The sequence below is a fragment of the Ascidiaceihabitans sp. genome (assembly GCF_039986515.1).
Taxonomy (GTDB): Bacteria; Pseudomonadota; Alphaproteobacteria; order Rhodobacterales; family Rhodobacteraceae; genus Ascidiaceihabitans.
The window spans coordinates 541,616-564,532 of sequence record NZ_JBDWQO010000007.1; the positions used below are offsets into that span (position 1 = coordinate 541,616).

Sequence of the window (22,917 nt, forward strand, 5' to 3'; positions counted from 1 at the left end):
GCGGCGCCTTCGCGTCACTCATGCGCCATGCGTTTCACAAAGCTTCTTTCGACGTTTTTGGTATTTCTGCTTGCTGCCGGGCTGTATTGGGCGTCCTTCAGCCTGTTCAAATCGCAAGAAATCGAAAAGGCGCAAGCGCGGCTAACACTGTACCGAAGTACGCTGGAAACCGAATTACGCCACTTTGCGCATCTGCCTTTTTTATTATCGCTCGATCCTGTGGTGACGCGTACTTTGGCGGGTGGTCCCACAAAACCTTTGGATTACCGACTGGCACGATTTGCCCAAAGCGCGGGGCTTGATGCGATTTATTTGATGGACGACACGGGCGATACGATCTCAGCGTCGAACGCGAAAGGACCCAACAGCTTCAAAGGGCAAAATTATGCCTTTCGACCCTATTTCCAAGCGGCGCAACAAGGTGAATTGGGGGAATTTTATGGGATCGGCGTGACGACAGGCATTCCGGGGTACTTTTATGCGATGCCAGTGCGCCCGCCTGAAACGGATTTGGACGGTGTCATTGCAATCAAAATCGATTTGTCCGCGGTGCAAGAAACCTGGCAGGCTTCGGGAGAAAGAATTATTCTTGCCAACAATGACGGTGTGGTCTTGTTGGCCTCGGACCCTGACTGGCGGTACAAAACGATGGCGCAGTTGTCCGCGCAACAACGCAGCCGCATTCTGACGTCTCGTCAATTCGGGACAGAACATTTGAACCCGTTGGATTGGACCTTCGATAATGCCCGCCAAACCGCCACAGTCGGGCAAGAGCGGCTGCTGTATCTCAGCACATCGGATTTGCCCAACAGCTGGACGTTGCATTTCTTTGTGCCGGGCGATCAAGCTGTGACGCGGGCCTGGCTGGTGACGGGTGGGTTTTTGACGCTTGCATTGATGCTTTTCAGCTTGGCTCAGGTCAACCGGCTGCGGCGTGTGCGGTCCGCTTTGCAAAAATCCGAACGCGAGGAAACAGAATTGCGGTCCGCAAATGCCCGTTTGGCCATAGAGATCGAAGACCGCCGCGCAGCACAGCGCAATTTGCAAAAAACCCAGGCCGAGCTTGAACGCGCAGGTCGTTTGGCCGCTTTGGGACAATTGGCATCGTCGGTCACGCATGAGCTTGGCCAACCGATTGCTGCCATGAAAAACCAGTTGGTGGCATCGGAGATGACGGTGGGTCCCTCACCGTTAAGCAACAAGATGCAGAACCTTGTGGACCGGATGGAAAGCATCACACGTCAGCTCAAGTTCTTTTCGCGCAAAGGACGCGACAGCTTTGAACGGTTTGATCTATGCGAGGCGATGGACGCAGCCCTGGAATTGCTGGAACCCAGCATTAAAGACAGGCAGGCCTACATTGATTTTGTGCGGCCGGTTGAAGCCACCACCGTGATGGCCAACAAGCTGCGCATTGAACAAGTCATGACAAACATCGTGCGCAACGCGCTGGACGCGGTATACGACGCTGATGTGCGCCGGATTGAGATTGCGATGGGACAAACATCACGCGATGTGTGGTTTACAGTGGCCGACACAGGGCACGGGTTGCGGGGCAAAACACTGGATGATTTGCAAGAACCCTTTGCGACAACACGCGAAAGTGGTGAGGGTATGGGGCTTGGCCTGACCATCACCGCAGGCGTTGTCACCGATCACGGGGGCACAATACAGGCGGATGACAGATCAACAGGCGGCACCGTGTTTTGTGTGACTTTGCCAAACAAGGAACATTCCGGTGACTGATCAAAAAGTTCTGATCATTGATGATGATCGTTTGATGCGCAATTCGTTGGTGGATCTGATCGAGGCTGCAGGATGGACGACAAAGGCTTTGGCCCGTGCGACGGATGCGGAACGCTGGATCGACCAGTTTCAGCCAGACGTTATACTGTCCGACGTTCGCATGCCGGAAACTTCGGGCCTTGATTTGCTGAAATCTCTGAATGCGGCACCTCCGGTTGTGTTAATCTCGGCCCACGGTGACATCCCCACAGCCGTAGACGCAATGAACAACGGCGCTTACAGTTTTGTGGAAAAGCCGTTTGATCCCAAAAGGCTGCTTTTGATCCTGTCGCACGCTGCCGAAAACTATCAAATGCAGCAAAGCAATCTGCGCCTTAAGGAACGCTTGCGTGAGCTATCGGGTGTGGATCGCATTTTGCTGGGGCAATCCCCGCAGATGCACCGGTTGCGCGATATGATTGCAATGGTGGCTGGCGCAAACAGTGCCGTGTTGGTGCGGGGGGAAACCGGAACCGGCAAAGACCTTGTGGCGCGCATGATCCATGATTTGTCGTCGCGGTGCGATGGTCCTTATGTTGCGGTGAATGCGGCGCAAATAACGGCCGCCAACTTGCCCCATATTGTGCACAAAGCATCGGGCGGTACGATTCTTTTGGATGAGATTGGCGCCTGCCCGCCCGATGTGCAGCCCGTTTTATTGCGCATGATCGACACAGGCGAGGTTCTGCCCGTAGATCAAGGGGGGCCGGAACAGGTTAATCTGCGCATCATAGCTGCCACAAACGAAGACACGGATGCGGCGGTCAAAGCCGGCACCTTACGCGCGGATCTGATGTATCGCTTGGACGGGTTTTCTATCAACTTGCCGCCTCTGCGCGAACGCCGAGACGATATCGCGTTGTTGGCGACGCGCTTTCGGCAGGAATTTGCGACACAATATGATTGTGTGCCACCGCCGTTAGAAGAAGACGAATTAAGTGCGTTGATGGCCCATGAATGGCCTGGAAATGTCCGCGAATTGCGCAATCTTATGGACAGGCGTGTCATGATGGCCCGTCACGGCATGACGGTGCCCCAAGACACGGCGCAGGATACCAAACCCGGCGACACGCACAAAACCGGTCTGCGCACTGCCGTCGCCGCCTTTGAGCGACAAATGATCGGCAAAGCGCTCCATGCCCATGCGGGGCGCATGGAGGACGTGGCCCATGAACTTGGCATTGGCAGGCGCACATTGAACGAAAAGATCGTCAAGCTTGGCCTTGATAAAAACGCCCTTTTGTAGCTCTGCGGAAATCCGCAGGCCACGCCCTTTTGACCACGCAGTTTTCTTCATAAGTGCCGCCTTTGAATTCGTGCTCAATAGCCGCACGATTTTCTTGGGAGGAAAACAAAATGAAAAACCTTACAACATCCGCGGCTTTGGCGGTCCTTTCCATTGGTGCGGCAGCGTCCGCACAAGCGGAAGAATGGAACGTGTCTTTGTGGGGCAAGCAGCGTGCCTTTACAGAGCATGTTGAAAAGCTGGCCGAACTGGTGTCTGAAAAGACGGACGGCGAATTCACGTTGAACATCAGCTATGGTGGTTTGTCCAAAAACCGCGAAAACCTTGATGGGATCGCCATTGGTGCCTTTGAGATGGCGCAATTCTGCGCAGGCTATCACCGCGACAAAAACCCATCCATCACCGTTCTGGAATTGCCGTTCTTGGGGGTGTCATCGCTGGAACAGGAAATAGCGCTGTCGATGGCTGTGTACCAGCATCCTGCGACTGTCGCGGATCTTGCACGCTGGAACGCCACGCTTTTGATGCCATCGCCATTGCCGCAATACAACATCGTCGGTGTGGGCGACGCCCCCGCCACTTTGGCTGATTTCGACGGGCTTAGTGTGCGGGCCACGGGTGGTATCGGTGCGGCGATGGAAACGGTGGGTGCCGTGCCCACATCCATGTCGGCATCAGAAGTCCGTCAGGCCATGGATTCAGGCGTGGTGAAGGCCGTCGCCTTCGCGCCACACGCGCATATGTCTTTTGGCACCATCGAAAATGCAAAATGGTGGACCAAGAACCTGAACCCTGGCACGGTAAATTGTCCGGTTGTTGTCAATTCCGATGCATTGGACAGCCTGTCGGAGGCGCACCGCGACGCCTTGTTGGGGTCCGTTGACGCGGCTTTGGATCACTATGTGGCAAACTACAACGGGGCGACGATGGACGCATGGGGCCCCGCATTGGAAGATCGCGGCATAACAGTTGTGACTTTTCCGGACACCGAACTGGCCAGCTTTAAAGACGCCGCTGCGGTGCCTGCGGCGACCGCCTGGATCAAACAAAGCACATCTGCGGGGCTGCCCGGCCAAGAGCTGTATGATCTGGTTACAGGCATGATTGCCAAAAACAAGTAACCGCACAACAGCCCCGCGTCGTTTGGATGCGGGGCTATTTTCTATTTCTGCAAAAATTTTAGGGGGCCATTATGGCAACGGCGTCACTTGTGCTGTCTGACGACAGCGCACTTAGCAAATGCGACCACGGGCTTTTGCGCCTTGAACGCATTTTTGCGTTGGTCAGCGGGATCAGTGTCTTTGGGCTTATGGTTTTGGCCGTGATTTCGGTGACGGGACGCAATGCGATGAACACGCCGTTGCCGGGTTATGTCGACTGGATTGAACAGGCCATGCCGCTGATCGCCTTCATGGGGGTGTCTTACGTGATGCGCGAAGGCGGCCACATCCGAATGGACATTGTGGTGGGCAAATTGCGGGGGCGTCTTTTGTATTCGGTCGAACTGATCACCACGCTGTGTGTGCTCATGTTGATGATCCTGCTTGTTTGGGGCAGTTGGTCGCATTTTGATCGAAGCTTTGATTTTGCCGCCCCCCTTTGGAGCCGCGACAGCTCTATGGATATTTCGGTGCCTTTGTGGCCCGCCAAACTGATGGCACCTTTGGCCTTCAGCGTGTTGTGCGCCCGGCTGTGTTTGCAGCTCTGGGCCTATGGTCGCGCCATCATCACAGGCGCTGCGATCGCGGTGCCACTGATTGCGGACGCCGCCACGCAGGCCCGCATGGAAGCAGATCAATTGGAAGGACAAGACTGATGGAACCGATTGATATTGGGCTTTGGGTCACTGGCGGCATGCTGGTGTTGGTCATTTTGGGGATGCGCGTGGCATTTGCGGCTGGGCTGGCCGGAATGTTGGGATTGATTTGGATATTCTGGGCCAAGAAAGACTATGGGCTGGACGAATTTGGCTGGGCTTTGGGGGTTGCGGTCAAAACCGCGGGTCAGGTGCCGCATTCAAAAGTTTCAAGTCAGGCGCTGTCCCTGATCCCGACGTTTATCCTGATCGGGTATCTGGCGTATTACGCTGGTTTGACAAAAGCCCTGTTCGAAGCGGCCAAGCGCTGGATTGCATGGGTGCCGGGCGGTTTGGCGGTGTCGACTGTGTTTGCCACGGCCGGTTTTGCCGCCGTTTCCGGCGCATCCGTGGCGACCTCTGCGGTCTTCGCACGCATCGCCATCCCGGAGATGCTGAAGATCGGTTACAACAAACAATTCGCGGCAGGCGTCGTGGCCGCAGGTGGCACTTTGGCGTCGCTTATTCCGCCCTCTGCGATCCTTGTGATCTACGCGATCATCGTGGAACAGGATGTGGGCAAGCTGTTGCTGGCGGGTTTCATTCCCGGTGCGTTTTCCGCTTTGGTGTATGCAGGCTTGATCATTGGCATTGCGGTGACCTTCAAAACCGTAGGCCCGCCGGTGCGGGGCTTCACATGGCGCGAACGTTTTGCGGCCCTGCCCCCGGCCTTGCCGATTGTTTTCGTGGTCGTGACAATCATCTGCTTTGTCTACAATCCGTTTGGCGGAGATGCGTGGGGTACGCCCACAGAGGGCGGCGCGATCGGGGCCTTTGTGGTGTTTCTGATGGCGCTTTGGCAGGGCATGCGCTGGCCTCAACTGAGTGATGCGTTGTTGGAAACCGCGAAGCTAAGCGTGATGATCTTCACCATCATATGGGGTGTACTGATCTATGTGCGTTTTTTGGGCTTTGCGGACTTGCCAAGTGCGTTTTCGGATTGGATCACGTCGCTGACGATGTCGCCCATGTTGATCCTGATTTGTATTCTGCTGGCCTATGCCGTGCTGGGCATGTTCATGGATGCCATCGGTATGCTGCTTTTGACGCTGCCTGTGGTTTATCCTGCTGTCATGGCCTTGAATGGCGGTGAGGCAGTCAGCGCTGCAGACAGCGCATTCGGAATGTCAGGCCCGATGTGTGCGATCTGGTTTGGTATTTTAGTGGTCAAAATGGCAGAGTTCTGCCTGATCACGCCGCCCATTGGCCTCAACTGCTTTGTTGTGGCAGGTGTGCGGGACGATCTGAGCGTACAAGATGTGTTCAAAGGTGTGACACCTTTCTTCTTGGCAGACGCCGTGACCATTGCCTTGCTGGTGGCCTTTCCCGGCATCGTGCTGTGGTTGCCAAGTTTAGCCTAGCCGCTTGGGGATACGGGGTGGATGTCAATTGGCGCCCCCCAACCCCTCAATGCGGTCACGCGCGACCTGCCGGGCGATGGTCCATGACATGGCCAACCCGGTGATTACAGCCAATGCAATCGCGTAGCGCACACCTGCCAAGCCGAAGTCGAACACAGATGTAAGCAACCAGATGAACAGCGCTATGCCGATGATTTGCCGGTAAATTCCGATCCACATGGTCCAATGAGCCTTCTTCAATGCCTGCAACAAGGAATTGACGGAAAACAGCACCACATAAAGCGGCAGGATCACGGCCTCGACTTTCAAGAACAACGCACCGGCCGCAATCACATCAGGATCACTTGAGAAGAAAGCCGTCGCATAGCCACCGCCAAACCACAAAAATGGAAAGGCGAGGCCTGTGGCGATCACACCAAGACCCCAGCACCGCCGAAAGGCGTCTCGGACCCGGTCGTGGTGCCCTGCCCCGTAGTTTTGTGCGGCAATTGGGACCAAAGCAGCCGTTATCCCCAAAGCTGGCAACAAAAATATCTGCTCAACGCGCAAGGATATGCCGTATGCGGCTAACGCGTCCGGGCCGTAAGCCTTAAGCGCAAACTGGACGATAAAGCCGCTGGCAAAGGTCACAAGCAACGCAAAGCCTGCTGGAAAAGCTTGTGCTGCAATGGCGTTGTAGGTGGCAAAGTTTGGACGGAAGTCGGATATGATCACATCATCCATCACACTGCGCCCAAAGACTTTGTGTAGCAAAAACAATGCCACACCGGATTGGCTGACAGCCGTGGCCAACGCGATGCCATTGAACCCCAGCCCGGATACAACACCGGGAATTCCGTACATCAACAAAGGGTTCAGGCCGATGTTGGCAAAAAATGCCACCATCAAGGCGCGTTGCATCGACACCGTATCGCCATGGGCTTGCAACACACCGTTGCAGGCATAGGCCAGAATAAATGCGGGCAGCGCCAGCAGCAGCCAGTTGAAATAATCCTGGCCTGCGTCGCGGTAGGCACCTGCCTCAGAGACAATCGCGATCAATGATGACCCAAGGCTTAGGCCGATTGCGATCATCGCTATGACGGCCAGAACCGCAAAGCTGATCCCCTGCGCCACCAGTCCTTTGGCTTCTGCGTTTGCTTTTCGGCCTTTTGCGTTGCCGACAAGCGCGCTCATGGCGGACCCAAGTCCGAACCCCACAGCCACCAGAATGAAAAAAGCTTGAAACCCAACAGTTTGCCCCGCCTGAGCCTGCGTGCCGAAATAGCCTGCATAGAACGTGTCCACGACGTTATAGAGGGTCGCAAACAACATACCCATCGCAGCGGGCCATGCCACACGTCGAAAATGCCCCGAAATCGGGCCAGTTGTCAGGTCTGCGTCGATCATGGAACAGCAATCATATCAAAGGTGTAGAAACGAAAAAGCGGCGCCCGAACAGGACGCCGCTTTGGACAATCAATCAAGCGTCAAACGCGTTAGAGACCCCATTTTTCAGCAGTGGCCTTGAAAAACCCTTGGGCTTTTTTCAATTCGACCCAGCTGTTGATGTAATTGATCCAAACCTGATCGGATTGGGGCAGCAACATCGCGATGGGGGTTGGTGCACGCGCTTCAGACACGTCGATCTGGCGCAGGTCTTGGAATTTCTCAAGCAGGGTCGCACCTTCGATGTTAGATGTGATGAAGGCGTCTGCGCGGCCCGACAAGACCTCTTGGTAGCCACGTGCAGGCGCTTCCACGACGATGATTTCCGCATTCGGGAACCATTCGCGTACGTTTTTCTCAAAGCTGGTGCCAAGTGTCGTGGCCACTTTCACATCGGCTTGGTTGATGGAGTCCCAGCTGTCGAAACGGTCGGCTTTGTCGGCCATCGTAAAGGGCAGCATTTCAACCGAGATATAGCTGTCGGAATAACCGGCTGCTTTCAGACGCGCCGGGCTGATCGAGGCAGAACCCGTCATGTGGTAGTTGCCTGCCACAACGCCGTTCACCAGTGTCTTCCAGTCCGTGGGCACCATTTCCAGTTCAACCCCCAAATCGGCGGCCAATTGCGTCATGATGTCGATGTCATAGCCTTTGTAGGAATTCGTTGCCGGATCGCGCACCGACATCGGGTTCCAGTCACCCGTTGTGCCGACTTTCAAGACACCGCCGCTGAGGATTTCGTTCAATGCCGATTGCGCAGTGGCAGGCACAGCCAGCACTGACATGGCAAATGCGGCTACAAGCCCAAGGCTTTTGATGATTTTCATAATGTCGTCCCCGTTGGTTGACGTTAAGGTGTCTTCTGTTTGCTCAACTGAGCGTGTTAAGGCGTGGTTGGAATAGCAAGTAAGGGTAGTTTTATCAAACATTTGGGGGAAGGGTCCATGTCACAAACAGGTCCCGCAATAGAAATTACCGGCCTAAACAAGTGGTACGGTGACTATCAGGCGCTGAAAGACATCGATCTGACGGTGGCGCATGGTGAACGTATTGTGGTCTGTGGGCCATCAGGCTCTGGCAAATCAACGTTGATCCGCTGCGTGAATTCATTGGAGGCACATGATCACGGAAATATCACCGTGGACGGTATCGAAATGCAAGATACTGCATCCATTGACGCGATCCGGTCCGAAGTTGGTATGGTTTTTCAACAATTCAACTTGTTTCCGCATTTGACAATTCTGCAAAACCTGACCCTCGGTCCCATCAAAGCCCGTGGCTTGTCCAAGCGCGACGCCGAAGACCGTGCGATGCAATATTTGGAACGCGTGCGTATTCCCGATCAGGCCCACAAACGCCCCAACGCTTTGTCTGGTGGCCAACAGCAGCGTGTGGCCATTGCCAGATCGCTGTGTATGGAACCCAAGATCATGCTGTTTGACGAACCAACGTCTGCGCTGGACCCTGAAATGATATCTGAGGTTCTGGATGTGATTGTGGATTTGGCCGAAGATGGCATGACGATGATTTGTGTCACCCATGAAATGGGCTTTGCCCGCCGTGCCGCGGATCGCATGATCTTTATGGACCACGGCGAGATCATCGAAACCGGCACGCCTGAACAGTTTTTTGATGCGCCCAAGACTGAGCGATGCAAGAAGTTCCTAAGCCAGATTTTGCAGCATTGAGGCCCGCTATGATGAAACGCTTTGCTTTGCTGTCTGTGTTTGTGGCGCTGACGGGATGCGCGGCCACGCCGGGCACTTGGGGCTGGTATGTGATCGACCCCAGCACGCCCAAAGGCATGTCCAACATCACCTTTCTTCTGAACGGATTTGGCGCGACCATTTTGCTGTCGGTCACTGCTGCGGTTCTGTCGATGGTGATCGGCCTGATGGTCGCCCTGCCTGGCATGTCCGACAACAGATGGATCAGATTGCCGTCGCGCATCTATATCGAATTTGTGCGCGCCATCCCGCTTTTGCCGATGCTGTTCTGGGTGTTTTATGGCCTGCCCGTTGTGCTGAAATCCATGGGCATCAGCGTCAGCATTGATGCGTTTTGGGGGGCAATCATCACCTTGGCCATTTCTGATAGCGCGTTTACGGCGGAAATCTACCGGTCCGGCATCCAGTCCATCAGCAAAGGACAAACCGAAGCGGCCAAAACCGTCGGGCTGAACTATCGCCAAACCATGCGTTACGTGATCTTGCCACAAGCCATCAAACGCATTTTGCCGCCACTTGCGAACCAGTTTATCTACATCGTGAAAATGTCGGCTTTTGCATCCGTTATCGGAATGCAAGAATTGACACGCCGTGCGAATGAGCTGGTGGTTACCGAATATCGGCCTTTGGAAATCTATACGTTGTTGATCCTGGAATACCTTGTGCTGGTCCTGATCATCAGCTTCTTTGTGCGTTGGCTGGAACGGAAAATGGGATCAGACGAAAGCCGCTGATCGGTGCAATTTCGAAGGGAAAAGGCATGAGCTGGACAAAATTCATGGGTGAAACAGTTGACCGCATCGGTGCGTTGCAAAAACAGACACCGGGTATGTTTTCGGGTTTCAATGCAATGGGACAAGCGGCCAAACGGTCTGGCGCTTTGGACGAGAAAACCAAAGAACTCATTGCCCTTGGTATCGCAATTTCCACCCGCTGTGACAGTTGCATTGCCTTCCATGTCAAATCGCTGGTGCGTTTGAAAACCACCCGTGAAGAACTGTGTGAGGCGCTGGAAATGATCGGGTACATGGGCGGCGGCCCCTCTATCGCATATGGGGCAAAAGCACTGGAAGCCTACGACGAATTTACCGCTTAAGCGCCCAAGCCTTGTGTCGAAAGTTTTGCGTCAAAAAGATTGCGACGCAGCCCCAACCCTGTTCTGAATAGATCACCGGACATATGGGGCACATGATGCAAAAATATACGGCTGCGCATTGGGGCGCTTATGAAATCCACGGGGTCGGTGATACGACTAGGCTAAAGCCCCTGCCCCGTGATCCTCATCCCTCTACCATCGGCGAAGGTTGGCTGGATGCCGTGCGTGACACAAACACCCGCATCGCGCGTCCCGCTGTCCGCGAAGGCTGGTTGAAACATCGTGACCGGGCGCGATCGGGCGATGCGGCCTTTGTCGAAGTGCCTTGGGATGAGGCGCTGGATTTGGCGGGTGACGCGCTGAAATCTGTGATCGAGACCTATGGCAATCAAGCGATTTACGCGGGGTCTTACGGTTGGTCCGCCGCCGGCCGCTTCCATCATGCACAAAGCCAAATGCGGCGTTTCTTGAACACCATTGGCGGCTTTACCGGATCGGTGAATACCTATTCCTACGCGGGTGCAGAAGTGCTTTGGCCGCATATCGTTGGTCAATCCAACATGCATTTTCAAAACGACATGACCAGTTGGCCCGTGGTGGCCGAGGAATGCGATCTATTTGTAGCTTTCGGAGGCATCGCCAAACGCGCAGCCCAAGTCACATCCGCGGGCACAACAGCCCATGAAACGCAAGTTTGGCTGGACCGCGCTGTGGCGCGGGGATGTCGGGTGGTGAACATTTCGCCATTGGGGACAGACACCGAAACCCAAACCCGGGCCGAATGGATGGCACCCCGGCCCGGCACAGATTGTGCACTGATCTTGGCGCTTGCCTTCGAGGTATTTCGCAATGGCCACGCCAATTCAGATTTTCTAAACAGATGCACAACCGGCGCCCAACGTTTCGAAGACTACGTCAAAGGGTCGGATGGCATCCCCAAAACATCGGAATGGGCAGCGCAAATTTGCGATGTTCCTGCGCAGGACATACGTGATCTTGCGCATCGCATGGGCACATCAAAAACGATGATCAACATGGCATGGTCCATGCAACGTGCCGAAGGCGGCGAAATTACAATCTGGGCGGGCTTATGTCTGGCGTGTGTATTGGGACAGATCGGATTGCCAGGTACCGGTTTCGGATACGGGTATGGATCAACGGAATCCGTCGGTCGCCCGCATAAAGTCTACAATTGGCCATCAGTGCCGCAAGGACAAAACCCGATAAAGGATTACATCCCCGTGGCGCGTGTGACAGACATGTTGGAAAGCCCAGGCGGTGCATATTCCTACAACGGGCAAGCGCGGACATATCCGGATGCCAAACTGGTGTGGTGGTCGGGCGGCAATCCGTTTCACCACCATCAGGATTTGATCCGTTTGGATAAGGCGTGGCGCAACCCGCAAACTGTTGTTGTTATGGACCACAGCTGGACGGCGACGGCCCGCCGCGCTGATATCGTTTTGCCAACGACCTCTGCGCTGGAACGCGATGATATCATGATAAACCGTCTGGAAACTGCGATGCTGTATATGTCCTGTGCAGTGTCACCTTACGGCCAGTCGCGTGATGACTACGATATTTTTTCAGACCTCTCACAGCGTTTTGGAACGCAGGCGGCGTTTTCGGAAGGTCAATCAGCTGAGGAATGGCAGCATACATTGTGGCAAGCCTGCCAAACCGCCGGATCATCGCAGGGTATCGAATTGCCCGATTGGACATCGTTCAAAACACAAGGCCTGTTCGATTTTTCTGGGACAGACAGACGACAAATCCAGATGGAGGCGTTCCGGAAAGACCCGGATACGCATCGCCGCGCCACGCACAGCGGGCGTATCGAAATGGAAAGTGCGACCATCGCGGCAATGCAGCTTGACGATTGCCCCGCGTCGCCGGAATGGCGCATGCCTGTGGAAAGCCTGTGCGATGCGGTACACGGGCAGTTCCATTTGCTTTCAGGGCAACCCGACACCCGCCTGCACAGTCAGAACGATACAGGCGGTCCGTCAAAGCGCAGCAAATCGCAGGGACGTGAAGTTTGTACGGTGCACCCCGACGCCGCTAAGGCGCATGGGGTGGTGGATGGGGACACCGTAAAGCTGTTCAATGGTCGTGGCGCCTGTCTGGCAGGGGTTAGGATCAGCGCTCATATGCGCCCCGATTGTATCTCTTTGCCCACCGGGGCTTGGTTGGATTTGCGCGACGTGGATGGCGAAATGATGTGTGTGCACGGTAATCCTAACGTGTTGACGCGCGATGTCGGGTCAACGCACCTTAGCCAAGGCAATATTGCACATTCGGCTTTGGTGCGGATGGTCAAATGGGACGGTGAACTGCCTGAAATTCGGGTACACAGCCTGCCGCGATTTGTGTCAGCTACCTGAAACAAAAGATTGCGTTACAGGGCCAAGCAGGCAATGTTGCACGCCACTGATCACGCGCCGCATATAGGTCCCCGATGTTGATATTTTTCAAAGAACGCTTGGCGTTTCTATCTGTTCCCAAAACGGGAACAACGGCTTACGAGACGGCATTGCGCGGGCGCGCGGATATGGTGATTTCTGAGCCACCGATGCTGAAACACGCGCCGGTGTATCGCTACAACCGTTTTGTGCGGCCGATGTTTTTGAAGGTATGTGATGTTGAACTGGAACTGATGGCTGTGATGCGCGAACCTGTCAGCTGGTTGGGCAGTTGGTGGCGCTACCGCCAACGTGACTTCATGAAAGGCAAGCCCAATGCAACGCATGGGATCAGCTTTGACGATTTCGTTTTGGCCTATATGAAAGGCAACAAGCCGGGATTTGCCGATGTTGGGGCGCAGTCGAAGTTTTTGGAAGCGCAACCAAACGGTACCGGCATCACGCATTTGTTCAAATATGAAGACCAGCCCAAGCTACAAGATTTTTTGACCGACCGTCTTGGGGTGACGTTCGATCTCGCGCGCGAAAACGTGTCGCCTGCGGTGCCTCAAGACCTGTCTGCCGATGTTGAAATGCGGTTCAAGCGTAAATTCGATGCTGAATTTGCGCTGTATAACAGCATTTCTTGATAGGAAATGCCGGTGTTTGGCGTCCTTGATGTCCTGAATTTGTTAATGCAATTGGCGATGCACCGTTTCCGTCAAATCGTTTAGCGAAAACGGTTTGGGTAAGAACACTGAGTTGGGAATTTTGTTTTTAGCATCACTGAATTTGTCCTCAGCATAACCAGATACAAAGACGACACGCACATCGGGGCGGTCTTGTAAGGCTTCACGGACCCAACTTGGACCGTCCTTGCCCGGCATCACAACATCCGTCACGAACAAATCGACATTCAATGACTGGTCTTCCAATGTCTTCAATGCCATTTCGGCGGAATCTGCTTCTAGGACCGTGTAGCCGCGCAAGCGCAACGCGCGGCTGGCAAAGGCACGCACAGGGGCTTCGTCTTCTACCAGCAGAATGACACCATCGCCGTGATTCGGCACCTCTTTCGGTTTTGCGCGGCGCGCCACTTTGGGTTTGGTTACGACTGCGTCAAGCACAGGGAAATAAAGCGTAAAGCACGTGCCCTGCCCCAACTTGCTATCGACAAAAATATACCCGCCTGTCTGTTTGACGATGCCATACGCCGTGGACAGGCCCAATCCCGTGCCTTCCCCTGTTCGCTTGGTTGTGAAAAACGGCTCAAACACTTTTTGCAGCTTGTCTGGCGCGATACCGACGCCTTCATCATTGACGCGAACGGTTACATAAGAACCCGCTGGCACACTGACCTGCCCGCGATCCAACGGTTGCGTTAGTATTTCGCATTCAGTGACGATGCGAATTTCTCCGCCGTCTGGCATTGCGTCGCGCGCGTTGACCACAAGGTTCATAAGCACCTGTTCTAACTGGCGTTTGTCAGCGCGGATGGATTGCAGCACCGGATCGTGGCTTAGGGTCAGGGTCACTGTTTCCCCCACCAAGCGGTTCAACAAATGGGTGAGATCTGCCAAAGTGTCTCGCATATCCAAAACTTCGGGCCGCAAGGTTTGTTTGCGCGAGAATGCCAACAGCTGCCCAACCAAGGCTGCAGCACGATTGGCATTCTGATTGATCTGAATAAGGTCGCTATAGTCGGCGTCGCCTTGGTCATGGCGCAAAAGCAACAAATCGCAATGCCCGGAAATCGCGGTCAGAAGGTTGTTGAAATCATGCGCCACGCCCCCGGCCAATTGTCCGATGGCTTGCATTTTCTGGCTTTGCACGAATTGCGCTTCCAAAGTCTTAAGTTCGGTGGCATCCGTCAAAACGGCAATCAACGAAGCCTCACCATCTTCGGTGACACGGTTCAAAGCGACCTGAACAAACATTTCCTTGTCAGCACGCTTCAGACGCAAAAATTCGGAATGTTGCACCGCACGGCCTGATAATGTTTCCGACAACCAGTCTGAAATCGGGCGACCCAACCCTTCCATCAGCTCCGACAGGTGGACGTCTTCATCCAAACCGACCCCGATCAAAGCATAGGCAGTCTTATTAAAAGCGCGGACTTGCCCGTCGGCTGCCACCCGCAAAAGTGGCACTGGCAAAGCTTCAAAGGATGACCACAATGGGTCATTCTGAGGCGCATCTGCAACGGGTAAAATATACAAAGCGCGACGTCCCGCGCCAGCGTCCACACAGGCAAATTGCACATCGACGGGGCCAGAACCAGTCGTCAAAACCGCCGGTGTCCCAAGGGTCAGTGGCGTTTCGCCTATCAGATCATTCAGGGATTTGACGCGTTGTCCGACCAAACGGCGTGCGGCATCGTTCATGAATAAAATCGCGTTGCTTCGACCTACCATAAGCATTGGCAAAAGCGGACCGTCGCTGCCACGGCCTGCTGCTGGTTCGGGCACGTTTTCCATGCGCCACAAAAACGCATCGGTGCCCATTTGATGCACAGATAGGCGCACATGGCCTTTGCGGGTCACTATATCTTCTCGCGCGGCCCCATTGGCTTCGGCCAAAGCCTTGAGACGAAAAAGAATACCGCCGGGATTTGCAAATGTGTTACGAAGGGTTCCGGCAAGTGTTTCGCCTTCTACAGCCCCGAACTGCTTACGTCCCGCTTCATTTATGCTGCGCACTTCGCCGTCTGGACAGACTACAAAACTGGGTGACGCGTCTTTTTCGATAAAATCCGCAATCGTTCCATAGGCCGACTTGCGCGACCGTTGCCGCTTGAAGGATAAGGCGAACATCACGATGCCCACCACCGCCAAAGTGGCTGATGCCGTGACCAGCCCAAGCTGGATGCGGCCCAATGGCGCCAAAATACCCATCGCCCCAAGCAACACAGACGCGACCAAAAGGCTGCGCAACCGGCCTTTGGCACTTTCAGAGAACTTGCTCATTGATCCTGTCGTCAGTGTGCTGTCGTACAAAGGATGCCCTCACATTGGTCGAATCGTTCCTACATTTGTTGCGCAGAAACGGTTAATCTGGTCTTAACCAGTCCATTGGCCTTTGCCATTTGGGCCAGAGCAGACGCTGATTTACCGCAATTGTTACTATGAGGTTAGACTAGCTTGGAAAATGTCGCGTGAAAGAACCCATCTGAGGCATCGCTGACGCTAATGCGCGTCTGATCGGTGCAGTTCCATGCCGGATTTCGCGCCACAAAGGCGTCCGCCCTGTCTTCGTTTTCGCAGCGCAAAACCGAACACGTCGCAAAGACCAACTGCCCGCCCGGTGCCACATGCTGTTGGGCTTGGTCCAGAATCTCATCTTGGGTATTGGTCAACCCTGACAAAGCATCCTGCGTCAAAGTCCATTTGCCCGCAGGGCTGCGCCGCCATGCACCGCTGCCTGAACAAGGCGCGTCGCACAAAACAACATCGAACACTGCATCGGGCGAAAGCGTATCTGGCGTTTCCACCATAATCTGCACGCCTGCGCGAACGGCACGGTCCGGCAGATCAGACATACGCGCAACATTCAGATCATGCGCTGTGACCTGATGTCCAAGAGCCGCAAGCGCCAGGGCTTTGCCACCGCCCCCCGCACAGTAGTCCAGAATTTTCAGGGACGCCCCTTGCACATTGCTTGCGATCGCTTGGCTCGCCGCGTCTTGAAGTTCGACCATCCCATGCAAATAGGGCTGTGAATTTCGCAGTTTTCGCGGGCCTTCGGTGATGGTCAGTGCCGTGTCGCACACCGGGTTCGGTTGTGTTTCAATGCCCTCAATTGCCAATTGAGCAGCGACATCGGACGGCTTGGCGCGTGCAACATTCACACGCAACGTGATGGGGGCACGGTTTTGCAATTGAAGCGCCGCGGCTTCGGCTTTGTCCCCCAAGGATCGCTCAAATTCCGGAATGACCCATTCGGGCAGGTTCCACTGATCGCTTTGGGCTTCAGGGACGTGACCGGCCGTGCGTTCTGCGTCGCTGAGCGGTGATGGGGCGTGGCCTGCGGCATTGAAAATTTGATCAAGATCCGCGTCTTGCGCGCGCAACCGGCCCAGCATCAACTGCCGCCCGGATGCCCCGCCGCCGCGCACCCTGTCGCTTGCCAAATTGCGCTGCACGTCAAAAACATGGTCCCGCACTGCCGCGCGGTCTTTAGATCCGGCAAACCGCGATCCCCGTGCCCAATTCGTCAGGGCCCGTTCCACTGGGGTTCCTTCCGCGATCATATCCAGAATTTCAATCGCAGCAGAGACGCGGGCGCCGGGGGTCATGGTGATTTACCTTAAGTTTTTAATTTAATGATTTCTAATATCACATAATTCTGTAGTTGGGGCTTTCGCGGGTGATCTGAACATCATGCACATGGCTTTCTTTCAGGCCCGCCCCTGTGATTTTCACAAAGTTGCAGTTCTGGCGCATGGCTTCCACGGTGCCGTTGCCGGTATAGCCCATTGCCGCGCGCAAACCGCCGACCAATTGGTGCAAGACCGCTGCCGCAGATCCTTTGTACGCCACTTGCCCTTCGATGCCTTCTGGCACCAGTTTGTCGCTGGCGGCATCTTTTTGGAAATAGCGGTCAGCTGATCCGCTGGCCATAGCGCCCAGCGATCCCATGCCGCGGAAAGATTTGAACGACCGGCCTTGGTACAAGATAACTTCGCCGGGGGATTCATCTGTGCCCGCAATCATTGAACCGACCATCGCGCAAGACGCGCCCGCAGCAATGGCTTTGGCGAAATCACCGGAAAACTTGATGCCACCATCAGCGATAACAGGAATATCGCCTGCTGCTTTGGCACAATCCATGATGGCCGTCAGTTGTGGAACGCCAACCCCTGCCACCATGCGTGTGGTGCAGATTGATCCGGGGCCGATGCCCACTTTGATGCTATCGGCGCCTGCGTCGATCAAAGCGCGGGTTGCTTCACCGGTGGCCACATTGCCCGCAACAACTTGCACTTCGTTGGATAGGGCTTTGGCACGGCGCACAGCCTCTGCAACGCCTTCGGAATGTCCGTGGGCCGTGTCGATCACAACCATATCGACGCCTGCATCCACAAGTGCCGCAGAGCGTTCAAAGCCTGCGTCGCCCACGGTTGAGGCAGCTGCCACGCGCAAGCGGCCCAATTCGTCTTTGCACGCCGTCGGGTTCAAAACGGCCTGTTCGGTGTCTTTCAGCGTCAAAAGCCCCGTCAGGGTGCCCTTGCCATCCGTCACCAACAGTTTTTCGATGCGGCGTGCCTTCATCAGGCTGATCGCTTCGTCGCGGTCTGCAGGTTCTTGCAAGATAGCGAGGTTTTCATTCGTCATCATCACAGACACAGGCGTTTTGTCGTCAGAGGCAAAACGCATGTCGCGGTTGGTCACGATGCCCAGAACGCGCCCCTTTTCGTCAACCACGGGAAAGCCCGTGACGCGGTAGCGTTCTTGTAGGGCTTTTGCGTCCGCCAGAGTTTGATCCGGGGTCAAGGTGATCGGATTGTAGACAATGCCTGATTCAAAGCGTTTGACGCGGCGAATTTCACGGGCTTGCTCTTCGATGGTGAGGTTGCGGTGCACCACGCCGATGCCGCCCGCCTGCGCCATTGCGATGGCCATGCGCCCTTCGGTCACCGTGTCCATCGCAGAGCTTAGAAGCGGGATGTTCATTGCGATGGATTTGGTCACCCATGTGCGGGTATCAGCTGTGCTGGGCAGCACATTTGACGCCCCCGGCACCAGTAAAACATCATCAAAGGTCAGAGCCTCACGAATTTCCATATCGCACCTCAACAGGAAGGGTTCACTTGGCGGTTTCCTATCTCATGGGTTGGGATGAATGAAAAGGGGCAAAGGGAAGATTGCATCAAGACGCCGCTTGACGCAAAGCTGGGCGCAAACGCGCCAAACAGGAGACCGAGATGAGCGGACATGGATACGAGAGTGGACGGCTTGATTTGCCATTTGTCGGCATTTCTACGTTTGGAAAGCGCCCCTTTGTGGCGGATTGGGATGCAATCGACGCTGACGTTGCAATATTGGGTGCGCCGTTTGATGCAGGCACCCAATTTCGCAGTGGTGCGCGTTTCGGGCCGCGTGGGGTGCGTGAGGCCTCGACGCTGTTCAGCTTCGGCCATGCAGGCGCTTACGATCATGAAGACGACGCCACCTATTTGCCAGCCTCGGTGCGCATCGTGGATATGGGGGATGCCGATATTGTGCACACCGACACGGACCGCAGCCATGCCAACATCGAAACAGGTGTGCGTGCCGCTTTGAAAGCAGGCGCCCTGCCCGTCACGATTGGCGGTGATCATTCGATCAACATTCCCTGCATTCGCGCCTATGACGGCCCGGAATATAACGGGGGTGACATTCATATTCTGCAAATCGACGCGCATCTGGATTTTGTCGACGAACGCCACGGGGTGCGGCATGGCCATGGCAACCCCATGCGCCGCGCTGCAGAGCAGCCCTATGTGACGGGCCTGACCCAAGTCGGTATTCGCAATGTCAGCTCTACGGCCAAAGAAGGCTACGATGATGCGCGTGCCATGGGGTCTGATATTTTGTCTGTGCGGCAGGCCCGTGCATTGGGTGCATTGCAACTGGCCGCCCGTATTCCTGCCGGCACCCGCCTGTACATCACGATCGATATTGACGCGTTTTGCCCCTCTATCGCGCCGGGTACCGGCACCCCCAGCCACGGCGGATTTCTATATTACGAGGTTCTGGAGCTGCTGCAACAGGTGGTTCAAAATCATGACATTGTGGGTGTTGATCTGGTGGAAGTGGCACCGGATTATGATCCCACCGGGTCTACTTCTATTCTGGCCGCACAGCTTTTGTTAAACTTGCTTGGGTTTATCTTTCACAAAGGCAGTTGAAGGGCACGGACCAGACGGGGGCGCTGCCCCCCGCCCTCTGGGCGCCCCCCGGGATATTTTTGGCGAAAAGAAACGGTATCTTCATGAAGTTTATGAAGATTTATGACGCCATCGGAATGGATTTTGCCGCTGATAGGCTTTCGCTTTGTGTGGGCCGATCTATGCTTTGGGAAAATAACTTTTAGGCGTTGAAAATGAGCACTGATCCTCTTGTTGTCTTTACCCCTTCGGGCAAGCGTGGCCATTTTCCCAGTGGGACCCCCATTTTGACTGCAGCCCGTCAGTTGGGCGTGGACTTGGACAGTGTATGTGGCGGTCGCGGCATTTGTTCAAAATGTCAGATCACTCCAAGCTATGGTGAATTTTCCAAACACGGTGTGACTGTCGAAGATGGCGCGTTAAGCGAGTGGAATTCTGTCGAGCAACGCTACAAAGACAAGCGCGGTTTGATCGATGGCCGCCGTCTTGGATGTCAGGCTACGGTGCAAGGTGACATTGTGATTGATGTGCCCCCCGAAAGTCAGGTCCACAAACAAGTCGTTCGCAAACGGGCCGAAGCGCGTGACATTGTCATGAACCCGTCCACCAAGCTGTACTATGTCGAAGTGCAAGAACCCGACATGCATGACCCGTCGGGCGATCTGGAACGGTTGCGCATGGCCTTGAAGGATCAGTGGGCATTGGAAAATGTGCATGCCGACTTGCACATTTTGCAATCCATGCAGCCGATTTTGCGCAAAGGGGCGTGGAAAGTGACTGTCGCTGTGCATTTGGGCGATGACGAAAACGCGCCGCGCATTATGCATATCTGGCCAGGCTACTATGAGGGCACGGTATATGGGTTGGCCGTTGATCTTGGATCGACCACAATCGCGGCCCACCTGTGTGATTTGCAAACCGGTGATGTTGTTGCTTCCAGTGGCATTATGAACCCGCAAATCCGGTTTGGCGAAGACCTGATGAGCCGCGTCAGCTATTCCATGATGAACGCGGGCGGATCCGACGAGATGACGCGCGCTGTGCGTGAAGGTATGAATGCGCTGTTCACCCAGATCAGCATCGAAGCCGAAATCGACAAAGCCCTGATCGTGGATGCTGTGTTTGTCTGCAATCCGGTTATGCACCACTTGTTTCTGGGCATTGACCCGTTTGAGTTGGGCCAGGCCCCGTTTGCTTTGGGCACATCTGATGCGCTGCGTTTACGGGCCGATGATCTGGATCTGAACATTCACCCCTCTGCCCGTGTTTACCTGTTGCCCTGCATCGCGGGCCATGTTGGTGCAGATGCGGCGGCCGTTGCCTTGTCCGAGGCCCCCGACAAATCCAAAAATCTGGTTTTGGTTGTGGATGTTGGCACAAATGCTGAAATCTTGTTGGGCAACACCGATAAGGTTCTGGCGTGCTCATCGCCCACGGGACCGGCCTTTGAAGGTGCGCAAATCAGTTCGGGCCAACGCGCGGCCCCCGGTGCCATTGAACGCGTCGAGATTGACCCCGCCACTAAAGCCCCGCGTTTTCGCGTTATCGGATCAGACGTCTGGTCGGACGAGGACGGCTTTGACGAGGCCATCGCCACAACCGGCGTGACCGGCATTTGCGGGTCTGGCATCATCGAGATGGTTGCCGAAATGCGCATCGCGGGCATTGTCGATGCCCCGGGCTTGATCGGATCGCCCGAACAAACCGGATCGCCCAACTGTTTTCTGGACGGGCGCACCTATTCCTATCTTGTGTATGACGGCACGGCGAAAGGTGGACCAAAAATCACGGTTACAAACCGCGACATCCGAGAAATTCAAATGGCGAAGGCTGCGTTGTATTCCGGTGCACGTTTGTTGATGGACAAGTTTGAAGTCGAGGCCGTGGACCGTGTGGTCCTTGCAGGGGCTTTTGGCGCACATATTTCCCCAAAACACGCGATGATCTTGGGCATGATCCCGGATGCGCCTTTGGACAAGGTCACGTCCGCAGGCAATGCGGCTGGCACTGGCGCACGTATTGCGCTGTTGAACCGCGAGGCCCGTGGCGAGATCGAGGCCACCGTGAAAGCTATCCACAAAATCGAGACCGCGATTGAACCACGCTTTCAGGAGCATTTCGTGAACGCCTCCGCCATTCCCAATTCGGTAGAACCGTTCCCGATCCTGAATTCGATTGTCACCCTTCCAACGCAAACCTTCAACACAGGTGGCGGAGGCGTGGACGGCGGTGAAACCGGTGGGCGCAGACGCAGGCGTCGTGGATGACTGACAACGAAGATCAAAAAACCTACTGGTCAGATAAGGCTGGCCAGAGCTGGGTCGCGCTTCAGGATGTGATGGATGCCACGCTGGCCCCCGTGCTGGATTTGGTGCTGGACCGTGCAGGGCTTCAAACCGGTCAAACCGTGTTGGACGTGGGATGTGGTGCGGGAACCAGCACGGTGCAGGTCGCACAACGCGTCGGACCACAGGGGCACGCGCAGGGTGTTGATATTTCCGACACTTTGCTGGCAAAGGCGAAAGATTTGGCCAAAGCCACCCCGCATGCATCATTCTTGCTGGCGGATGCGCAATCGTACCGCTTTGAAACCAACAGTTTTGATCATCTGCTGTCACGTTTTGGTGTGATGTTCTTTGAAGATACCACAGCCGCATTTCGCAACATGGCAAAAGCGCTGAAGCCGGATGGGAAAATCACGCTTGGGGCGTGGGGTCCTGCCCCGAACAATCCATGGTTTATGATTCCGGCCCGGGTTGCGGCCAAACGGTTGGGCACCCCCCCGAAAACCGATCGCACCCTGCCCGGACCATTTGCGTTTGAAGATCAAAACCGCGTGATCGAAATGCTGGAAAACGCGGGGCTGCGTGACGTTACTGCAACGACACATCACCTGATGTTGACGCCCCCCGCCGGTTTGGAAGAGGTGGCGGACCAGTGTTTTGCCATCGGGCCTGTGTCGCGTGTTGTCGAACATTTCAATGGTACTGCTGAAGACGTCGCAGCCATACATGAGGGCATAATAGAAGAATTTTCGCCATTTCTGACGCCAAACGGCATCCAAATTCCCGCCGACATCAATCTATTTGAAGCGCGCGTTTAGGCAGGGCATCACGCGCCAATCTGCTTGACGCTCCCTGCCCGATCTC

At 55.2% G+C, this 22,917-nt stretch carries 18 protein-coding genes; 13 read left to right on the forward strand and 5 right to left on the reverse strand.

Going from position 1 to position 22,917, the window contains the following annotated elements:
* Positions 1-27: 27 nt before the first annotated feature.
* The 5 genes from ABJL60_RS05335 (at position 28) to ABJL60_RS05355 (ending at position 6,247) form a co-directional block, all read left to right on the forward strand.
* Entirely contained in the window at positions 28-1,746 is a 1,719-nt protein-coding gene (locus ABJL60_RS05335; RefSeq protein WP_348375184.1) for an ATP-binding protein, read from the forward strand.
* Positions 1,739-3,031, forward strand: coding sequence for a sigma-54 dependent transcriptional regulator (locus tag ABJL60_RS05340; RefSeq protein ID WP_348375186.1), 1,293 nt, complete (start codon positions 1,739-1,741; stop codon positions 3,029-3,031). The genes ABJL60_RS05335 and ABJL60_RS05340 overlap by 8 nt, the downstream gene beginning before the upstream one ends.
* 110 nt (positions 3,032-3,141) lie before the next feature.
* Positions 3,142-4,152: a C4-dicarboxylate TRAP transporter substrate-binding protein gene (locus ABJL60_RS05345; RefSeq protein ID WP_348375188.1), complete on the forward strand. Its 1,011-nt coding sequence runs from the start codon at positions 3,142-3,144 to the stop codon at positions 4,150-4,152.
* A gap of 71 nt (positions 4,153-4,223) precedes the next feature.
* Positions 4,224-4,847 carry a TRAP transporter small permease gene (locus tag ABJL60_RS05350; RefSeq protein ID WP_348291837.1) on the forward strand — a complete coding sequence of 208 codons (624 nt, stop codon included), beginning with the start codon at positions 4,224-4,226 and terminating at the stop codon, positions 4,845-4,847.
* A complete protein-coding gene (locus ABJL60_RS05355; RefSeq protein WP_348375190.1) occupies positions 4,847-6,247 on the forward strand; it encodes a TRAP transporter large permease in 1,401 nt (466 codons plus the stop codon). Before ABJL60_RS05350 ends, ABJL60_RS05355 begins: the two co-directional genes overlap by 1 nt.
* A gap of 24 nt (positions 6,248-6,271) precedes the next feature.
* Here ABJL60_RS05355 and ABJL60_RS05360 read toward each other — a convergent pair whose 3' ends face one another.
* Positions 6,272-7,636: an MATE family efflux transporter gene (locus ABJL60_RS05360; RefSeq protein ID WP_348375192.1), complete on the reverse strand. Its 1,365-nt coding sequence runs from the start codon at positions 7,634-7,636 to the stop codon at positions 6,272-6,274.
* 89 nt (positions 7,637-7,725) lie between these two features.
* Positions 7,726-8,502 (reverse strand): transporter substrate-binding domain-containing protein, encoded by a 777-nt coding sequence (locus ABJL60_RS05365; RefSeq protein ID WP_348375194.1) that lies wholly within the window; start codon positions 8,500-8,502, stop codon positions 7,726-7,728.
* Between the two features lie 117 nt (positions 8,503-8,619).
* Between ABJL60_RS05365 and ABJL60_RS05370 the strand changes: the two genes are divergently transcribed.
* From ABJL60_RS05370 to ABJL60_RS05390, 5 genes are all read left to right on the forward strand, one after another.
* Complete coding sequence (locus ABJL60_RS05370) at positions 8,620-9,363, forward strand: amino acid ABC transporter ATP-binding protein (RefSeq protein WP_348291829.1); 744 nt, start codon at positions 8,620-8,622, stop codon at positions 9,361-9,363.
* Between the two features lie 11 nt (positions 9,364-9,374).
* Positions 9,375-10,136 carry an amino acid ABC transporter permease gene (locus tag ABJL60_RS05375; RefSeq protein WP_348291899.1) on the forward strand — a complete coding sequence of 254 codons (762 nt, stop codon included), beginning with the start codon at positions 9,375-9,377 and terminating at the stop codon, positions 10,134-10,136.
* Positions 10,137-10,162: 26 nt separating this feature from the next.
* A complete protein-coding gene (locus ABJL60_RS05380; RefSeq protein WP_348375195.1) occupies positions 10,163-10,498 on the forward strand; it encodes a carboxymuconolactone decarboxylase family protein in 336 nt (111 codons plus the stop codon).
* A gap of 92 nt (positions 10,499-10,590) precedes the next feature.
* The gene (locus tag ABJL60_RS05385) at positions 10,591-12,882 is read left to right on the forward strand and encodes a molybdopterin-dependent oxidoreductase (RefSeq protein ID WP_348375197.1); all 2,292 of its coding nucleotides are present in this window, start codon (positions 10,591-10,593) and stop codon (positions 12,880-12,882) included.
* Positions 12,883-12,956: 74 nt separating this feature from the next.
* On the forward strand, positions 12,957-13,550 hold the full coding sequence (locus ABJL60_RS05390; protein ID WP_348291823.1) for a gamma-glutamyl kinase: 594 nt from the start codon (positions 12,957-12,959) through the stop codon (positions 13,548-13,550).
* 42 nt (positions 13,551-13,592) lie between these two features.
* Here ABJL60_RS05390 and ABJL60_RS05395 read toward each other — a convergent pair whose 3' ends face one another.
* The 3 genes from ABJL60_RS05395 to guaB form a co-directional block, all read right to left on the reverse strand.
* Positions 13,593-15,866, reverse strand: a complete 2,274-nt coding sequence (locus ABJL60_RS05395) for an ATP-binding protein (protein ID WP_348375199.1) — start codon at positions 15,864-15,866, stop codon at positions 13,593-13,595.
* 164 nt (positions 15,867-16,030) lie between these two features.
* The gene (locus ABJL60_RS05400; protein ID WP_348375201.1) at positions 16,031-17,194 is read right to left on the reverse strand and encodes an RsmB/NOP family class I SAM-dependent RNA methyltransferase; all 1,164 of its coding nucleotides are present in this window, start codon (positions 17,192-17,194) and stop codon (positions 16,031-16,033) included.
* A 40-nt stretch (positions 17,195-17,234) separates the two neighbouring features.
* A complete protein-coding gene (guaB, locus tag ABJL60_RS05405) occupies positions 17,235-18,683 on the reverse strand; it encodes an IMP dehydrogenase (RefSeq protein WP_348291817.1) in 1,449 nt (482 codons plus the stop codon).
* Between the two features lie 140 nt (positions 18,684-18,823).
* Here guaB and speB point away from each other — a divergent pair, with 140 nt between their 5' ends.
* The 3 genes from speB (at position 18,824) to ABJL60_RS05420 (ending at position 22,871) form a co-directional block, all read left to right on the forward strand.
* Complete coding sequence (speB, locus tag ABJL60_RS05410) at positions 18,824-19,789, forward strand: agmatinase (RefSeq protein WP_348375203.1); 966 nt, start codon at positions 18,824-18,826, stop codon at positions 19,787-19,789.
* A gap of 194 nt (positions 19,790-19,983) precedes the next feature.
* Complete coding sequence (locus tag ABJL60_RS05415; RefSeq protein ID WP_348375205.1) at positions 19,984-22,035, forward strand: ASKHA domain-containing protein; 2,052 nt, start codon at positions 19,984-19,986, stop codon at positions 22,033-22,035.
* Positions 22,032-22,871 (forward strand): methyltransferase domain-containing protein, encoded by an 840-nt coding sequence (locus ABJL60_RS05420; RefSeq protein ID WP_348375207.1) that lies wholly within the window; start codon positions 22,032-22,034, stop codon positions 22,869-22,871. The genes ABJL60_RS05415 and ABJL60_RS05420 overlap by 4 nt, the downstream gene beginning before the upstream one ends.
* The last annotated feature ends 46 nt before the right edge of the window (positions 22,872-22,917 follow it).

Excerpts from the sequence above, each read along its gene's own strand:
- ABJL60_RS05335 (WP_348375184.1), top strand. The coding sequence starts at position 28 with ATGCGTTTCACAAAGCTTCTTTCGACGTTTTTGGTATTTCTGCTTGCT.
- ABJL60_RS05345 (WP_348375188.1), top strand. The coding sequence starts at position 3,142 with ATGAAAAACCTTACAACATCCGCGGCTTTGGCGGTCCTTTCCATTGGT.
- ABJL60_RS05350 (WP_348291837.1), top strand. The coding sequence starts at position 4,224 with ATGGCAACGGCGTCACTTGTGCTGTCTGACGACAGCGCACTTAGCAAA.
- ABJL60_RS05355 (WP_348375190.1), top strand. The coding sequence starts at position 4,847 with ATGGAACCGATTGATATTGGGCTTTGGGTCACTGGCGGCATGCTGGTG.
- ABJL60_RS05360 (WP_348375192.1), bottom strand. The coding sequence starts at position 7,636 with ATGATCGACGCAGACCTGACAACTGGCCCGATTTCGGGGCATTTTCGA.
- ABJL60_RS05365 (WP_348375194.1), bottom strand. The coding sequence starts at position 8,502 with ATGAAAATCATCAAAAGCCTTGGGCTTGTAGCCGCATTTGCCATGTCA.
- ABJL60_RS05370 (WP_348291829.1), top strand. The coding sequence starts at position 8,620 with ATGTCACAAACAGGTCCCGCAATAGAAATTACCGGCCTAAACAAGTGG.
- ABJL60_RS05375 (WP_348291899.1), top strand. The coding sequence starts at position 9,375 with ATGAAACGCTTTGCTTTGCTGTCTGTGTTTGTGGCGCTGACGGGATGC.
- ABJL60_RS05380 (WP_348375195.1), top strand. The coding sequence starts at position 10,163 with ATGAGCTGGACAAAATTCATGGGTGAAACAGTTGACCGCATCGGTGCG.
- ABJL60_RS05385 (WP_348375197.1), top strand. The coding sequence starts at position 10,591 with ATGATGCAAAAATATACGGCTGCGCATTGGGGCGCTTATGAAATCCAC.
- ABJL60_RS05390 (WP_348291823.1), top strand. The coding sequence starts at position 12,957 with ATGTTGATATTTTTCAAAGAACGCTTGGCGTTTCTATCTGTTCCCAAA.
- ABJL60_RS05395 (WP_348375199.1), bottom strand. The coding sequence starts at position 15,866 with ATGAGCAAGTTCTCTGAAAGTGCCAAAGGCCGGTTGCGCAGCCTTTTG.
- ABJL60_RS05400 (WP_348375201.1), bottom strand. The coding sequence starts at position 17,194 with ATGACCCCCGGCGCCCGCGTCTCTGCTGCGATTGAAATTCTGGATATG.
- guaB (WP_348291817.1), bottom strand. The coding sequence starts at position 18,683 with ATGGAAATTCGTGAGGCTCTGACCTTTGATGATGTTTTACTGGTGCCG.
- speB (WP_348375203.1), top strand. The coding sequence starts at position 18,824 with ATGAGCGGACATGGATACGAGAGTGGACGGCTTGATTTGCCATTTGTC.
- ABJL60_RS05415 (WP_348375205.1), top strand. The coding sequence starts at position 19,984 with ATGAGCACTGATCCTCTTGTTGTCTTTACCCCTTCGGGCAAGCGTGGC.
- ABJL60_RS05420 (WP_348375207.1), top strand. The coding sequence starts at position 22,032 with ATGACTGACAACGAAGATCAAAAAACCTACTGGTCAGATAAGGCTGGC.